At 75.4% G+C, this 15012-nt stretch carries 13 protein-coding genes; 4 read left to right on the forward strand and 9 right to left on the reverse strand.

Translation table 11 applies throughout. From position 1 onward, the window contains the following. Position 1: 1 nt before the first annotated feature. The 4 genes from AC6CH6_RS10760 to dut form a co-directional block, all read right to left on the reverse strand. Positions 2-727, reverse strand: a complete 726-nt coding sequence (locus tag AC6CH6_RS10760) for a DUF3159 domain-containing protein (protein ID WP_498255115.1) — start codon at positions 725-727, stop codon at positions 2-4. Beyond that, positions 724-1128 (reverse strand): hypothetical protein, encoded by a 405-nt coding sequence (locus AC6CH6_RS10765; RefSeq protein WP_419967228.1) that lies wholly within the window; start codon positions 1126-1128, stop codon positions 724-726. Before AC6CH6_RS10765 ends, AC6CH6_RS10760 begins: the two co-directional genes overlap by 4 nt. A gap of 3 nt (positions 1129-1131) precedes the next feature. Beyond that, positions 1132-1863, reverse strand: a complete 732-nt coding sequence (locus AC6CH6_RS10770) for a DUF3710 domain-containing protein (RefSeq protein WP_498255116.1) — start codon at positions 1861-1863, stop codon at positions 1132-1134. 71 nt (positions 1864-1934) lie between these two features. After that, positions 1935-2363, reverse strand: coding sequence for a dUTP diphosphatase (dut, locus tag AC6CH6_RS10775; protein ID WP_031283352.1), 429 nt, complete (start codon positions 2361-2363; stop codon positions 1935-1937). A gap of 111 nt (positions 2364-2474) precedes the next feature. On the opposite strand from dut, the gene AC6CH6_RS10780 reads away from it, so the two are divergent. After that, the gene (locus AC6CH6_RS10780; protein WP_095651737.1) at positions 2475-2996 is read left to right on the forward strand and encodes a DUF3093 domain-containing protein; all 522 of its coding nucleotides are present in this window, start codon (positions 2475-2477) and stop codon (positions 2994-2996) included. 93 nt (positions 2997-3089) lie between these two features. On the opposite strand, the gene AC6CH6_RS10785 is transcribed toward AC6CH6_RS10780, so the two are convergent. Beyond that, on the reverse strand, positions 3090-3389 hold the full coding sequence (locus tag AC6CH6_RS10785) for a DUF4193 family protein (RefSeq protein WP_419967231.1): 300 nt from the start codon (positions 3387-3389) through the stop codon (positions 3090-3092). 299 nt (positions 3390-3688) lie between these two features. On the opposite strand from AC6CH6_RS10785, the gene sepH reads away from it, so the two are divergent. Together sepH and AC6CH6_RS10795 are read left to right on the forward strand one after the other, a co-directional pair. After that, the gene (sepH, locus tag AC6CH6_RS10790; RefSeq protein WP_498255117.1) at positions 3689-5122 is read left to right on the forward strand and encodes a septation protein SepH; all 1434 of its coding nucleotides are present in this window, start codon (positions 3689-3691) and stop codon (positions 5120-5122) included. Positions 5123-5279: 157 nt separating this feature from the next. After that, positions 5280-6017, forward strand: a complete 738-nt coding sequence (locus AC6CH6_RS10795; protein ID WP_498255118.1) for a hypothetical protein — start codon at positions 5280-5282, stop codon at positions 6015-6017. A gap of 108 nt (positions 6018-6125) precedes the next feature. On the opposite strand, the gene AC6CH6_RS10800 is transcribed toward AC6CH6_RS10795, so the two are convergent. From AC6CH6_RS10800 to AC6CH6_RS10815, 4 genes are read right to left on the reverse strand one after another with little or no spacing between them, the layout of a single operon-like run. Continuing rightward, positions 6126-7292 carry an alkaline phosphatase family protein gene (locus AC6CH6_RS10800; RefSeq protein ID WP_498255119.1) on the reverse strand — a complete coding sequence of 389 codons (1167 nt, stop codon included), beginning with the start codon at positions 7290-7292 and terminating at the stop codon, positions 6126-6128. Positions 7293-7297: 5 nt separating this feature from the next. Then, on the reverse strand, positions 7298-8008 hold the full coding sequence (locus tag AC6CH6_RS10805; RefSeq protein ID WP_035924032.1) for a DUF5998 family protein: 711 nt from the start codon (positions 8006-8008) through the stop codon (positions 7298-7300). Between the two features lie 46 nt (positions 8009-8054). Beyond that, positions 8055-9668 carry a serine/threonine-protein kinase gene (locus AC6CH6_RS10810; RefSeq protein ID WP_498255120.1) on the reverse strand — a complete coding sequence of 538 codons (1614 nt, stop codon included), beginning with the start codon at positions 9666-9668 and terminating at the stop codon, positions 8055-8057. Between the two features lie 15 nt (positions 9669-9683). After that, on the reverse strand, positions 9684-12380 hold the full coding sequence (locus AC6CH6_RS10815) for a bifunctional acetate--CoA ligase family protein/GNAT family N-acetyltransferase (protein WP_498255121.1): 2697 nt from the start codon (positions 12378-12380) through the stop codon (positions 9684-9686). A gap of 127 nt (positions 12381-12507) precedes the next feature. On the opposite strand from AC6CH6_RS10815, the gene AC6CH6_RS10820 reads away from it, so the two are divergent. After that, positions 12508-15009 (forward strand): DNA topoisomerase (ATP-hydrolyzing), encoded by a 2502-nt coding sequence (locus tag AC6CH6_RS10820; protein WP_419967237.1) that lies wholly within the window; start codon positions 12508-12510, stop codon positions 15007-15009. The last annotated feature ends 3 nt before the right edge of the window (positions 15010-15012 follow it).

Genomic DNA, 15012 nt, shown 5'->3' on the forward strand with positions numbered 1-15012 from the left:
CTCAGGGGGTGTCCTGCTCCTGGGCGGCGATCTGCTCCGGGGGCCGGGAGACGAGCCAGGCGAGCCACAGGGTCAGCGCGTACAGCGGCACGCCCATGACCAGCCGCGCCACGCCCAGGCCGGTGAGGTTCTCCGCGAAGTACAGGGGCACCTGCACGAGCAGGCGGGCCGCGAACATCGCCATGAGCATGACCGTGGCCACCTGGTAGGCGCGGCGGCGCACCGGGACGTCGCGCCACTGCGCGCCCTCCCCGCGGATGTAGCCGTAGAAGACGCCGAGCAGCGGCCAGCGCAGGAGCAGGGACGCGCCCAGGCCCGCGAACCAGGCCGCGTTGATCCAGAAGCCGGGGACGTAGTAGTCCAGCGCCTCGCCGGTGGCCCGCGCGAACAGCGCGCAGACGGCCACGCCCACGAACCCGGACACGGCCTGGACCAGGCTCTGGCGCTGGACCAGGCGCAGCACGGTGAACAGGGCGGCCGTGCCCAGGGACGCGGCGAGCGCGACCCCGAGGGCGTTGCCGACGAGCAGCACGGCGAGGAACACGAAGCCCGGCAGGATCGTCTCGGCCAGACCGCGCCAGCCGCCGACGGCGTGCAGCACGTCGAGCTGCCCGTTGTCCTTGCGGCGCATGCCCGAGCGCGCGGCGTAGGCGGCCATCGAGCGCTCCACGTCGTGGCCGCGCCCCGGCCCGTCCCCGGCGCTCCCGGGCTCCTGGGGATCCGTCATCTGCTGACCTGCTTCGCGATGATCTCGTAGCGCGGGTTGAACATCGAGGGGCGCCCGTCCCGGAAGCTCACCACGCCCACGCAGCGCAGCCGCGTCCCCGCGGTGACGCCCGGCACGGTGCGCTGGCCGTGCCACACGAGGCGCAGCGGCCGGGGGGCGGCCAAGCCCTCGTCCCCCGGCGCCTGCGGGCAGTCCGGGGCGAGCAGGGCGGTGTAGTTCTGCGCGCCGGTCACCGGGGGCACGGTCACCTCCACCACGAGACCGGTCGCCATCACCCGGCGCCGGCTCCCGGCGGCGGTCGAGGGGTCGAGGTCGCCCGCGCACACGGGCGCCTCGGCGACCACGTCGATGGACCCCGTCCCCGGTGTCGGCCGGAACTCGCCGGTGCCTGTTCTCGTCATGGCTCAGCCGATCTCGGTGATCTCGGGTCCGCGCCGCGGCGGCCGCACGGGCTCCGGCGCAGGCTCAGGCTCCGTCTCCGTCTCCGGGGCGGGGGAACGGACCGCGTCCTCGGGCACGACCAGCGTCAGCAGCTCCCGGGGGGGCATGGGCCGGTCGCCGCGCACCACCACGAGCTCGCGGACGACCTCGTCGAGGGCCGCGGCCGACTCCGCGGTCACCGCGGCGGTGCCCGTGAACACGGCCCGCACGAACCAGCGCGGCCCGTCGACGCCCACGAAGCGGGCGAGGCGGAAGCCGCGGGTCCCGTCGGAGGCGGTGGCGGGGAAGCGGGTGACGACCTGGAGCCCGAACGGGCCCTCCTCGACCGTCGGCTCGCCGTTGCTCGAGCGCAGCGACTGCACCAGCTCGCGGCGGACCTCGTCCCACAGCCCCTCGGAGCGGGGCGCGGCGAACGCCTGGACCTGGACCGATCCGCCGTCGAGGTCGAGTGCGACGGCACGGGGGCGCTGCGTGCGCTCGTCCACCTCGAGCCGCACCCCCAGCCCCGGGCGGGGACGCACGAGCACGGCGCCGAGATCGAGGTAGCCGTCCCGGTCCTCCACCTGGGAGACGTCGAGCGGGCCCTGCGGCTCGCGCCGCCGCGCCGCCGCGGCGTCCTCCGCGCTCGGCGCGGCCTCCGGCTGCTGCGGGGCGGCGTCCTGCGCCGAGGCCTTCTTCTTCTTGCGACCGAACATGGTTTCGTTCTCCTCCGCCGGCACGCGGTGCCGGCTCGTGGCGTGAGCTCGTGGGGGGTCTGCTCGTGGATTCAGGCGGTGCCGCTGGAGCCGAACCCCGTCCCGCCGCGCGCCGAGCCGGGCAGCACGTCGACGAGCTCGAAGACGGCCTGCTCGACGCGCTGCACGACGAGCTGGGCGATGCGGTCGCCGCGGCGGACGGTGAAGGGCTCGGCGCCGTCCGTGTTGAGCAGGGTGACCATGATCTCGCCCCGGTAGCCGGAGTCCACCGTGCCCGGGGCGTTGACCACCGTGATCCCGTGCCGGGCCGCCAGACCCGAGCGGGGGTGCACGAACCCGGCGTACCCCTCGGGCAGCGCGATCGCCACCCCCGTGGGCACCAGGGCCCGCTGACCGGGGCCGAGGACCACGTCCTCGCGCGAGCGCAGGTCGGCGCCCGCGTCTCCGGGCTTCGCGTACACGGGCAGGGGAAGGTCCGGGTCGAGGGCCTGCAGCGCGATGCTGAGCGGGCGCCCGTTGCCCGACGGCGGCCGGTGGCCTGTCGACTGGTCGTTCACAGTGCCCCACTCTAACGCGCCGGACCCCGGGCGCAGTCGTGAGACGCTAGAGGCATGTCCCGTCCTGCGTCCTCCAGTGCGTCCCCGGCCGACGGCCCCCGCGAACCCCGCCGGTCCTCCTCCGAGCGGCCCGGCGCTGAGATCCTCTACCAGGAGAAGCTCACCCCCGCGTGGTGGATGTGGCTGCTCGTGCTCTTCGCCGGCGTCGTCGCCCTCGTCGCGCTCGCCCCCATCGACCCGTGGGTGGCCGGAGCGGCGGCCGTCGTGGTCGGCGGCGGCGCGGCCGTGGCCCTCGTGGCCTCCAGCACCACCATCGTCGTCACCGACGAGTCCCTGCAGGTCGGCCGGGCCCGCATCGAGCGACGGTTCGTGGGCGAGGCCGAGGCCTTCCGCGGCGACGACGTCCGCCGGGTCCGCGGCCCCGAGCTGGACGGGCGGGCCTTCATGAACTTCCGGGCGTCCGTGGGCCCCGTGGTGCGGATCCGGATCACCGACCCCGTGGACCCCACGCCGTACTGGCTCACCTCCACCCGGCACCCGGAGCGGATCGTCGAGGTGCTGTCCGCGCGCCCGTGAGCGCGCCCGCCGCCACCGCACGGAAGAACCCCGCCGCGACGACCGTCGCGACGGGGTTCTCCGGTTCTCCGGACGAGCTCGGCCCCGCGGGGCTCAGCCCACGCACTCGACGCAGTACTTGACCCCGCCCCGCTCCTCGGCGATCTGGGAGCGGTGGCGCACCAGGAAGCACGAGCCGCAGGTGAACTCGTCCTCCTGGGCCGGCAGCACGACGACGGACAGCTCCTCGTTGGAGAGGTCCGCGCCCGGCAGCTCGAAACTCTCGGCCGCGGCCGCCTCGTCCTCGTCGACGGCGCCGGACTGCGCATCGGTGCGGCGCGTCTGCAGCTCCTCGATCGAGTCCTCCTTGAGCTCGTCCTCCTGCTTGCGCGGCGCGTCGTAATCAGTGGCCATGTCCGGTCTTCGCTCCAATAAGGGGTCCGAGGGCGGGCTCCGGCACGGCTGTGCGCCGCCCTCCGGGCTCTGTGTCGCGTAGATTGTTCACCATCCGAGGGCAAAAATCCAACCCCGTCGCGGGCCCGTGAACACGCGGCCGGGCCCGTCCGCGGGCGACCTCCGGCCGGGGCGCGCGACGGCCAGTAGGATTGGGGGCGGGTCCGGGCCGGCACGTCGGCCGCGACCGACGGACCCGCCCCGCAGCGCCCGCTCGACGACCCCGAGCGCACCCGAGAACCACCCGGAGGAATGACAGCATGGAGCAGTTGCGCCTGGCAGGTGTGCACGACGACGGTGAGCACCTGGTCGTCGAGGACGAGGCAGGCACCCGCCACCTGTTGCGGATCGACCAGGAGCTGCGCCTGGCCGTCCAGCGCGCCCGGCGGCTGCCGGGCGCCCGCCAGCGGGGAACGGGCCAGTTCGGGCCGCGTGAGATCCAGGCCCGGTTCCGCTCCGGGGCCACGGTCGAGGAGATCGTGGCCGAGAGCGGGTGGGAGGCCTCCCGGGTCCGCCGCTACGAGTGGCCGATCCTCGCCGAGCGCGCCCACATCGCCACCGAGGCGCAGAAGGTCGAGATCGAGGACCGCTCCGCGCACCGCGGCTACCACTCCGTCTTCGAGGGCGAACCACTCACCCTGGGCCGCGCCGTCGCCCACCGGGCCGCCGACCTCGGGGTGGACCCCTCCTCCCTCGAGTGGGACTCCTGGCAGCGGGAGGACCACCTGTGGGCGGTGGTCGCCCGGTTCTCCGTGGTCGACCGCGCCGCCGCGCCCGCCCACGACGAGCCGCTGGCCGAGTGGCTCTACAACCCGGCGAACCAGAGCGTCCGTCCCACGAACCCGTGGGCGGAGGCTCTCACGGAGGCCGGCACCCCGGACACGCCGCTCGGCACGGGCCTCGGCGTCCTGGACGGGGGCCTCGACCCCGAGCTCACGCAGCTGCGCCGGTCCGCCGTGGAGGCCGACGACCTGCTCGACGTCCTGCAGGCCCGCCGCGGGCAGCGCATCGGCGAGGACGCCGAGGGGGACGACGCCCTCGCCGAGATCCTGGGCCGCGGCATGGGGCACGTCGAGCGGCGGCCCCGCCCTCTGGCCGCACCCGAGGACAGCTCCGTCTTCGACCGCCCCTTCCAGCCGGCCACCCGGTTCCCCGAGCCGGGTCCCGCGCCGGAGCCGACACCGGAGCCGGCACCGGCCGGTGAGCCCGCGCCCCGGACGGACGGGCCCGCCACCGTGCAGCCCGCCGACGACCCCGTCGCCGAGCCCACCGCGCCCGCCGCTCGCACCGGCGCCCGGGACACGGCTCGGGACACCGTGGCGGAGACCACTTCGGAGACCTTCCGGGAGGCCGGACGGGAGCGGGGCGTCGACGACGGCACCGAGCGGTCCGCGGCGCGACCGGACACCGCCGCGTCCCGGGACGAGGCGCCCGCGGCCGAGGACTCCGCAGCCCAGGACTCCGCGCCCCAGGACTCCGTGACCGGGAGCTCCCGGGACGACGACGTCCGGGGCGACCGCTCCGCCGGCCCGGCCCCCGCGGTCCCCGGCGAGGAGCCCGAGGACTCCGGCCCCGCCGAGGAGACCACGCCCGAACGGCCCCGCCCGCGCAACAAGACCGCCAAGGCACGGCGCCCCGCGCGGTCCTCGGTGCCCAGCTGGGACGAGATCGTCTTCGGCAGCTCGTCCGACTGAGCCCCCGGCGCCGGTGCGCGCCGTCCGGCGCCGCCGGCCCGGCACGCGCTAGAGTGCACGCAGCAGGGGACGGCTCCGCGCCGTCCCTCCGGGCTCGTGCGCTCCCCCATCCCGCGCGCGGCCCGGACGGACGACACCACGTCAGGGGCAGCACGACATGGGCAATTCCATCCAGGACGACCTCTTCGGGGACGACGAGCGCGACGCCGCCGCCCGGGACCCCGGCGACCCCGGTGCCCGCGGCGCCTCCGCCGCTCCGGAGGCGCCGGCCGAGCTGGTCCGCGGCTCCGGGCCGGGGCGGTTCGTCGCCGGGCTGGTCCTCGGCGCGGTCGTGCTCGTGGTCCTGGCCGGCGCGGGTGCGCTCTACCTGGGCGGCGTGGGTCGCGACCTCTTCGGCGCCGGCCAGGAGGCCGAGTTCATCCCGGCCCCGGCGGTGACCAGCTCGCCGTCCGCCACGCCCACCAGCACACCCACCGCGTCGCCCACGCCGTCGCGCTCGCGCACGCCCTCCCCCACGCCGCGCCCCTCGGCGGAGGAGCCGGCACCGCCGCCACCGGCCCCGGAGCCCGTGGCGCCCCCGGCGCCGTACGTCCCCCCGGCACCCGTGGTCCCCGAGCCCGTCGTGCCCCAACCCGTCGTGCCCGCCCCGGTCCCGCCGCAGCCCGTGGTCCCCGCGCCCCCACCGCCGGCGCCGGCCCCGTCCGCACCGGCCCCGGCGGATCCCGGTCCTACCGCCCCGGGAGCGCCCGCGGAGGACGACGAGGCCGGCGCGGAGGACGTCGACACGGACGAGGAAAACGCGGCCGAGGAGGACGCCGGCCCGGCCGCCGCAGAGGCGGGGACCGAGGAGGCCACCACGGAGGACACGCCCCAGGACGCCTCGCCGGCACCCTGAGCGCAGGCCCCCGGCCGCGGCCCACCCGGCGCGGCGGCCCCGGGGCGGCTCACCCGGCGCGGCAACCTGGTCGCGGCGTCCCTGGCCCGGCTCCCGGTGCGCGGGCGCTCAGGCCAGGCGCAGGAGCGGGACCTCCCGCTCGGCGCGCGTCAGCGAGCCGTGCTGGCCGACCATGGACAGGACGCTCGGGCGGACCCGGCCGAGGTCGAACAGTGCCAGGGGCTCCCGCCCCAGCACGAGGAGGTCGCCGATGCGCCCGCGCACCGCGTCGCGCACGAGCGCCGGCGGGCCGAAGTAGCCGGCGTCGAGGGCGGCCTCCCGGGAGAGGATCCACACGCGGGACCCGAACTGCTCCCGCCAGGCGGCCACGAGCGCCCGGACGTCCTGCGCCGTCGCGTCCGGCTCCAGGTGCAGCTGCACCGTGCGGGGCTCGCCGGCCGTGTGCCGGACACCGTCCAGCAGCCCCGGGAGCTCGGAGAAGTCGACGCGCGCGTCCCGCGGGACGTCCACCATGCCGTGGTCACCGGTCACCAGCACCGTGGTGCCGGCCGGCACGCGCGCGACCAGCCGGCGCAGCGACGCGTCGAGCTCCTCGAGCTGGGCCGTCCACTCCCAGGACTCCCAGCCCCGGGCGTGGCCGGTGCGGTCGAGCTCGTCCCAGTAGAAGTACATGAGGGCGTCGCGTCCCGCGGCGAGCTGGTCGAGCGCGGTGCTGACCCGCGCGGCCGGCCCCTCCGCGGCCACGAACCGACCCCCGCGCAGGGCCGCGTCGGTGAGCCCGGAGCCGGCGAAGCGCTGCCGGCTGACCGTGACCACGTCCACGTGCTCGGCGGCGCGCTCGAGCACCGTGGGCAGCGGCTGCCACACCCGGGGGTCCACGGCGGCGTCCCAGCCGCCGAGCTGGTTCACGACCCGGTCCCGGTCGGGGTCCAGCACGTCGTAGCCCACGAGTCCGTGCGCCCCGGGGGCCGCGCCCGTGCCGAGGGACGCCAGGGAGGCCGCCGTGGTCGTGGGGAACGCCGCGTCCAGGGTGGCCAGACCCTGCGCGCCGGCCAGGCCCGGGGCGTGCCCGGCGCGGGCCCGCAGCTGGGCCCGTCCCAGACCGTCCACCATGACGACGACGACCCTCCGGGCGGCGGGCAGCCCCAGCGCGTCCCGGAAGCCGGGCACGCCCAGGGACGCCGCGGCCGAGGACATGACCTCCGCGACCGAGCGGCTGCCGTAGCGCGGCGGCCCCGGCAGGTCGGCGGGCAGCGCGGGCAGGACCTCCTGCACCGCCCTCACCGGGCGGCGCCGCTGTCCCGGCCGGTGAACCGGTCGGTGAACCGGGTGCGCGGTGTGGCGGCGGCCGCCCGCCGCGGGGCCGGCGTGCGCCCGTGGGCCGGCTGGGCGATCTGCGCGCCGTCGGTCAGCGGGGAGAGGTTGGCCCGGCGCAGCGTGCGCGCGAACTCCCGCGCGCCCTCCACGGCGGTCGGGCCGTCGGCCTCCGCGCTGATCCGCAGCACGATGTCCTCCCGGGCGGCCGTGCCGGTGTAGCCGTGGTCGGCCTGGCACTGGGGGTCCTCGCAGAGTGCGGGCGCCAGGTCCACGTGCAGGGTGCCCGTCCACGCGATGGCGAGCGTCACCTCGGAGATCGGGCTGTCCGGCCGGTAGTTGGCCGGCTGGTAGTACGAGTAGCTCAGCGTGACCGAGCGGATCTGCGAGATGCCGACCGTCTCCGTGGAGACCCGTGCCACCACGTCCCGGCCGCCCTCGTCGAACTCCTCGTCGTCCACGTGCGTCACGTGCAGCACGTCCTCGGCGAGCACCAGCACGGTGGTGTGGCGGTGCACCTCCGTCCGGTCGATGTGGGTCTCCAGTTGCACGAGGTGGGAGACCGGGGACCGGCCGTCCAGGGAGTCCTGGACCACGTCGATCACCAGCTGCGGGTAGAAGCCGGCCTTGTTGATGTCCTCGACCAGCCGCTGGCCGCGCTCACCTGAATACGTCATGGGGGCCATTTTCCCCCACGGCCGCGCCAGCGCCCAACACGGGCCCTCAGGGCACCCGGAAGTAGCACCGCTCCTCCCCGCCGCCCACGTCCTCGCAGACCCGTTCCAGCACCACGGGGCTCTCCTCCGGCTCCGGGCTCGGGGTCGCGTCGGCGCTGCGCGTGGCGGTGGGCGAGCTCCCGGGACCGGGCACCCGCTCCGCGGAGCCCAGGGGGTCCAGCAGCAGATATCCGCTCAGCAGCGCGGTCATCCCCACGAGGACCACGAACACGCCGGTCACGGCTCGGCCGCCGCGGCGCCGCCCGGTCCGCGCCGGCCGCGGGAGCGCCTCCGTGGCCCTCCCCCCGGCGGGCCCGCGGCCCGCCCGGTCCCGGCCGGGGTCGTTCCCGGTGCCCCCGCCGTCGCCGTCGCCGGACCCGCCGTGCCCGGGCCCCCCCTGCCCCGGCGCGCCGCGCCCGGATCGGGTGGGGTCCGGCACCGCGTCGTCGGCCGGCCCGGTGTCGACTCCCCCGCTGTCGACTCCCCCGGCACCGGTTCTCCCGCTGCCGGTCGTTCCGCTGCCGGCGCCGCCGGCGTCGGCCACCCCGCCGCCGCCGCCCACCGTGGTCCCGACCGTCCGCTGCCCGGTGCTGCCGGAAGCGGTGCCGGCGGAATCGGTGGCGCCGGAGCCGGTGCCGAGGGTGTCGGGGCCGTCCGGGAACCGGCCGCCGGTCTCCGTGCCCGCGGCGGCTCCGCCGCCGGGCCCGGCGCCGGGCGTCCCGTCCGTCCCCTCCGGGCCGTCCCACCCGGTCAGCACCCGGCTCGCCCACGGCTCCGGCAGCGGCTCGAGGACGTCGAAGACCTCGAACGGCTCCCCGTCCCGCGTGCGGGCAGGGTCGAAGCGCCGCCGCGCCGCGCCCGCGGTGAGCTCGTGGAGCACGGTGACGGCAGCGTCGCGGCGCTGGGCGGGGTCCGGGGTGAGGAGGGCGGCGAGGTGCTCCGCGAGGTCGCCCTGCTCCCCCACCACGGCGCGCGCGTCGTCGGGCCCCAGGCTCTCCTGCGGCTCCAGCGAGGGGTCGAGCATCCGCAGCGCGGTGATGCCCGCCGCGTAGAGGTCCTGCGCGGGGTTCGGGTCGGTGAGCTCGTAGGCCTCCGGCGGCAGGTAGCCGGGCGTGCCCACCACCGTGCCCGTCCGGGTCAGCCGGGCGTCCTGGACGCGCACGGCGATGCCGAAGTCGGAGAGGAGGACGTGGGGGCGGCCCGTCCCGGTGCTGTCCAGCATGAGGTTGCCCGGCTTCACGTCCCGGTGCACCCAGCCCTGGGCGTGCACGAACTGCAGAGCCTGGAGCAGCTGGGTGAGGACCTCCTCGGTCAGCTCCGCCGAGGCGGCCCCGTTGTCGAGCAGCGCGGACTCCAGGGTGCCGCCGTGGACGAGGGGCATCGCGATGACCACGTGCGCGTCCTCCGCCGCCCATCCGTAGGGGGCGAGCACGTGCGGGTGGTCCAGCTTCACCGACTGCTCCCGCGCGAAGCGCAGCAGGTCCGCGGAGTCGCGCTGGCGCAGCACCTTGGCCGCGCACAGCTGCTGGAGCCGGCCGTCCCAGGCCCGCCACACGGAGCCGCTGCCGCCGCGCGCGATCGGGTCGATGAGGGTGTACCGACCGGCTATGGTGTCCGCCACGAAGTCCGGGCCCGCCTAGCTGCGCATGGCCCGGCGCGCGCTGTCCGTCCGCTGCCGGGCGTTGCCGATGCCGACCGAGGCCCCCAGCACGGTCACGGAGCCGCTGGAGACCAGCACGGGGTTCAGCTCCACGCGGGCGATCTCGGGGTGCCGGTCCTTGAGCAGCGCCACCCGGGAGACGAGGTCCTCGAGCCGGTCGACGTCCGCGGCCGGGACCCCCTGGTGACCTAAGAGCTTGCGCGAGGCCTTGGGCTCGCGGACCATCCGCCGCACGTCCTGGTCGGTGAGCGGCGGGACCCGGTGGGCCCAGTCCTCGAGGAGGTTCACCGCGTCCCCCGCCATCCCGAACGAGACCACGGGGCCGATCAGAGGGTCCTCGATGGCCCGGAGCACCACCGACTGACCGGTGGGGGCCATGGCCTGTACCTCGAGGTCGAAGGTGCCGAAGGGGGCGAGCGCCCGGTGCATGGTCTCGATGGCCGCGCGCAGCTGCGCGTCGTCCTGGATGTTGAGCTGCACGCCGCCCAGGTCCAGGCGGTGCCGGAGGTTGGGGTCGGTGGTCTTCAGGGCCACGGGGTAGCCGAGCCGGTCGGCGGCGGCCAGGGCGTCCTCGGGGTCGGTGAACCGCTCACTGGGCAGCAGGCCCACGCCGTAGGTCTCCAGCAGCTCCCGCGCCTGGTCCCCGTCCAGCTCGAGCAGCTCGTCGCCGGAGACCGTGGGCAGGATCTTCTCCACGAAGGTCTCCGCCGCCTCCGCGTCGATGCCCTTCGGCTCGGCGAGGCTGCCCTGGTCCTGGGCGCGCCACCGGGTGTAGTCCACCACCTTGGCGAGCGCGCGCAGGGCCGCCCCCGGGGAGTCGAAGCAGGGCACGTCCAGTCCGTCCTCGGCGTGGTGCAGGGCGGAGACCGCTCCGGGCTCGGTGCTGCCCGTGAAGACGACCACCACGGTCTTGCCGTGCTCCCGACCCACCCGGCCCACGAGCTCGGCCACGCGCTCCGGCGTGGTGCCCGGGATCGGCATCAGCGTGACCACGGCGGAGTCGACGGCCTCGGCGCCGAGGCAGCTGTCGACGGCCGCCCGCAGCGCCTCGAGGGCGTCGTCCCCGCCTTCCGCGGTCCGGACCCCCGCCTGGGTCACCGCGACGTCCAGTCCCAGCTGCATGCACCGGTCCTCCATGAGCTGGCCCAGGGCCAGCGCGTTGGAGACGAGGGCCGTGCGGGCGCCCGCGGGCAGGGGCTGGCCGGCGAGGATACCGGCCACGTCCATGAGGTGCTCGCTCGTGTCCGCGCGGATCACGCCGGCCTGCCGGAACATCGCGTCCAGGGCCCCCGGCGGGGCCTGGGTGGTGCGCCCGGTGTGGCCGGGCGGCAGCCGGAGACCGGTGACCTCGCTCTTGGCCACGATCACGGGCTTGGTCAGGGACAGCCGGCGGGCGATCCGGGAGAACTTGCGCGGGTTGCCCACGGACTGCAGGTAGAGCCCGCACGCCCGGGTCGCGGCGTCGTCCTCCCAGTACTGCATCATGTCGTTGCCGGAGACGTCGGCCCGGTTGCCGGCGGAGAGGTACGTGGACACGCCCACGTCGTGGCGCAGCGCGGCCGCGTTGAGCATCATGCCGATGGCCCCGGACTGGCTGAACAGCCCCAGCGGGCCCTCCCGCGGCACGGTGGGCAGGATGGAGGCGTTGAAGCGGGACTCCGGGGCCGTGCTGTAGAGCCCCAGGCTCGCCGGGCCGACCACGCGCATCCCATAGGAGCGCGCGCGGCGCACCAGCTCGGTCTGCCGGGCCCGGCCCGCCGCGCCCGCCTCGGCGTACCCGCCCGTGACCACCACGACGGCGCGCACGCCCGCCGCGCCGCACTGGTCCACGACGTCGGCCACCTGGTCGACGGGCACGGCGACCACGGCGAGGTCCACGGGCTCGGGGACCTCCTCGATCGAGGTGGCGTGGGTCATGCCCTCCCGCTCGAACGGCGTGGGGCTCACCCCGCTGAGCCGGCCGGCGAACCCGGAGGCGACGAGGTGCTCGACCAGCGCGTGCCCGGCGTGGCCGGGGTCCCGCGACGCCCCGATCACGGCGATCGAGGACGGGGAGAGGAGGTCGGCCATGGACAGGGCCTCGGCGCGGTGCTCCCGCGCGGCCATCACGGCCAGCGACTTCTCGGTCGGGTCGATGTCGAAGCCCACCACCACCACGCCGTCGTCGAACTTGCGGGTGAGCTCGTAGCCCGCCTCCGCGAACACGCGGAGCATCTTGCGGTTCTCGGGCAGGACCTCCGCGGAGAAGTGGTCGATCCCGTTCTCGCGCGCGGCCGCGGCGAGGTGCTCCAGCAGGATCGAGCCGATGCCCCGCCCCTGGTGGGCGTCCGAGATCATGAACGCGACCTCGGCGTCGTCGTACCGGTCCGTGCGGTCGTAGCGGCCCACGCCGATGATCCGGTCCGCCAGCAGCAGCACGAAGCAGACGCGGTCCCGGTGGTCCACGCGGGTGAACCGCTCCAGCTCCCGGGCGGAGAGGGTGGGCTTGTAGGAGAAGAAGCGCAGGTAGATGGAGTTCTCGGACTGCGACTGGTGGAAGGCCAGGAGCGCGTCCTTGTCCTCCGGGGAGATCGGGCGCAGCTGCGCCGTCGCGCCGTCACGGAGGATGACGTCGGCCTCCCAGTACTCGGGGTACTGCCCGGCGTCGTCCGTGTCCGCGGTCTCTGGAACCATAGACTTCAGGCTAGTAGACAAACCTGCACCGTCAACGGTGCGTCCCGGTGCGTCCCCGGACGATCTCGAACGCCGAGCCGCCGGGCCCGCCCCGGACCGACCCACGACCGAAGGACCCCCCGCTGTGATGGCACGCCGCCGTGCGCCCTCCCGCCCGTCCGCCGAGGACGAGCTGCCCCCCGACTTCCGGGAGAACATCGTCGACATCGACGTGACCTCCGAGATGGAGACGAGCTTCCTCGAGTACTCGTACTCCGTCATCTACTCCCGCGCCCTGCCCGACGCCCGGGACGGGCTCAAGCCCGTGCAGCGGCGCATCCTGTTCATGATGAACCAGATGGGGCTGCGCCCGGACCGCGGCCACGTCAAGAGCGCCCGCGTCGTGGGCGAGGTGATGGGCAAGCTGCACCCGCACGGCGACTCCGCCATCTACGACGCGATGGTCCGGCTCGCCCAGTCCTTCGCGATGCGCCTGCCGCTCGTGGACGGGCACGGCAACTTCGGCTCCCTCGACGACGGCCCCGCCGCCTCCCGCTACACCGAGGCCCGGATGGCCCCGGCCGCCCTGGCGCTGACGGCCGACCTCGACGAGGACGTCGTCGACTTCGTGCCCAACTACGACAACCAGTTCACCCAGCCGGGCGTGCTGCCCGCGGCGTTCCCCAACCTGCTGGTCAACGGCTCCTCCGGCATCGCGGTGGGCATGGCCACGAACATGGCCCCGCACAACCTGCGCGAGGTCGTCGCGGGCGCCCGGCACCTCGTGGAGCACCCCGAGGCGACGCTCGAGGAGCTCATGCGCTTCGTCCCCGGCCCGGACCTGCCCTCGGGCGGGCGGATCGTGGGCCTCGACGGGATCCGGGATGCCTACCGGACCGGGCGGGGCTCCTTCAAGACCCGCGCGAAGGTCTCGGTCGAGCAGATCTCCCCCCGCAAGCAGGGCATCGTCGTCACCCAGCTGCCCTACATGGTGGGGCCCGAGAAGGTCACCGAGAAGATCAAGGAGGCGGCGCAGGCCAAGAAGCTCCAGGGCGTCTCCGACGTCGTGGACCTCACCGACCGCAAGAACGGCCTGCGGCTGGTCATCGAGGTCAAGAACGGCTTCAACCCGCAGGCCGTCCTCCAGCAGCTCTACAAGTACACGCCCATGGAGGACTCCTTCGGGATCAACAACGTGGCCCTCGTGGACGGACGGCCCCGCACCATGGGCCTCCTCGAGCTGCTGCGGGTCTACGTGGAGCACCGGCTGTCGGTGGTCCGGCGGCGCACCGGCTTCCGGCTGGCCAAGCGGCGCGACCGCCTGCACCTGGTCGAGGGCCTGCTCGTGGCGATTGTCGACATCGACGAGGTCATCCAGATCATCCGCTCCTCCGACGAGACCGCCGTGGCCCGGGAACGCCTCATGGCCGTGTACGACCTCAGCCGCGTGCAGGCCGACCACATCCTCGAGCTGCGGCTGCGGCAGCTGACCAAGTACTCGAGGATCGAGCTCGAGAAGGAGCAGGAGGAGCTGCGCCGGGAGATCGCCGAGCTCGAGGAGACCCTCGCCTCGGACTCGCTGCTGCGGGCCCTGGTCTCCGCGGAGCTCGCGGAGGTCGCGGAGGTCCACGGCGACGACCGGCGCACCGAGCTGCTCGAGTCGGAGGCCCTGCCGGCGCCCGTCGCCGCGGCGGCGGCCCCCGCTCCGGGGCGGACGGCGGCGGGCGGGCTGGCGCTCGAGATCGCCGACGACCCCTGCTGGGTCTTCCTGTCCACCTCCGGCCAGCTCGCGCGCACGCCCTCCCAGGTCCCGCTGGTGGACCCGCCCCGGCGGATCAAGCACGACGCCCTGGTCTCCGCGGTGCGCGCCACCGCCCGCGGGGAGATCGGGGCGGTCACGTCCACCGGGCGCATGCTGCGCGTCCAGGTGATGGACGTGCCCGTGCTGACCGCCTTCGAGGGCACCCCGAAGCTGGGCGACGGCGTCCCGGTCAAGGACTTCCTCACCCTCGGCCGCGGGGAGCGGCTCGTGGGGCTCGCGCCGCTCAACGCGGTGCTGGCCCTGGGCACCCGTAACGGCGTGGTCAAGCGGGTCAGCCCCGAGTATCCGCTCAACCGCGAGGACTGGGAGGTCATCACGCTCAAGGACGACGACGAGGTGGTCGGCCTCGCCGAGTCAGCCGCCGCGGAGGACGAGCTGGTGTTCGTGACCCGGGACGGCAAGCTGCTGCACTTCGAGGCCGGTGCGGTGCGCCCCCAGGGCCGGACCGCGGGCGGCGTCGCCGGGGTGAAGCTGGTCGCGGGGGACGCCGTGGTCTTCTTCGGGGCGGTGCGCGCCGCGGACGAGACGCCCGTGGTCGTGACCCTCGCCCGCGCCGACGAGGTGCTCCCCGGCATGTCGCAGTACTCGGTGAAGGTCACCCCGTTCTCGGAGTACCCGCCCAAGGGCCGGGCCACCGGAGGGGTGCGCGCGCACCGGTTCCTCAAGGGCGAGACGGGACTGGCCCTGGCCTGGGTGGGGCACGGACCGGCCAAGGCGGTCGCGGCCTCGGGCGTGGCCCGGGCCCTGCCCACCGAGCACGGCCGCCGGGACGGCTCGGGCGTGCCCACCGACCAGGTGATCGACGCGGTGGGCCCGGCCTACGGCTGAGGC

The sequence above is a fragment of the Kocuria sp. GQ42 genome (assembly GCF_059758435.1).

Excerpts from the sequence above, each read along its gene's own strand:
- AC6CH6_RS10815 (WP_498255121.1), bottom strand. The coding sequence starts at position 12,380 with ATGGTTCCAGAGACCGCGGACACGGACGACGCCGGGCAGTACCCCGAG.
- AC6CH6_RS10765 (WP_419967228.1), bottom strand. The coding sequence starts at position 1,128 with ATGACGAGAACAGGCACCGGCGAGTTCCGGCCGACACCGGGGACGGGG.
- AC6CH6_RS10785 (WP_419967231.1), bottom strand. The coding sequence starts at position 3,389 with ATGGCCACTGATTACGACGCGCCGCGCAAGCAGGAGGACGAGCTCAAG.
- AC6CH6_RS10820 (WP_419967237.1), top strand. The coding sequence starts at position 12,508 with ATGGCACGCCGCCGTGCGCCCTCCCGCCCGTCCGCCGAGGACGAGCTG.
- AC6CH6_RS10760 (WP_498255115.1), bottom strand. The coding sequence starts at position 727 with ATGACGGATCCCCAGGAGCCCGGGAGCGCCGGGGACGGGCCGGGGCGC.
- sepH (WP_498255117.1), top strand. The coding sequence starts at position 3,689 with ATGGAGCAGTTGCGCCTGGCAGGTGTGCACGACGACGGTGAGCACCTG.
- AC6CH6_RS10770 (WP_498255116.1), bottom strand. The coding sequence starts at position 1,863 with ATGTTCGGTCGCAAGAAGAAGAAGGCCTCGGCGCAGGACGCCGCCCCG.
- AC6CH6_RS10780 (WP_095651737.1), top strand. The coding sequence starts at position 2,475 with ATGTCCCGTCCTGCGTCCTCCAGTGCGTCCCCGGCCGACGGCCCCCGC.
- AC6CH6_RS10795 (WP_498255118.1), top strand. The coding sequence starts at position 5,280 with ATGGGCAATTCCATCCAGGACGACCTCTTCGGGGACGACGAGCGCGAC.
- AC6CH6_RS10805 (WP_035924032.1), bottom strand. The coding sequence starts at position 8,008 with ATGACGTATTCAGGTGAGCGCGGCCAGCGGCTGGTCGAGGACATCAAC.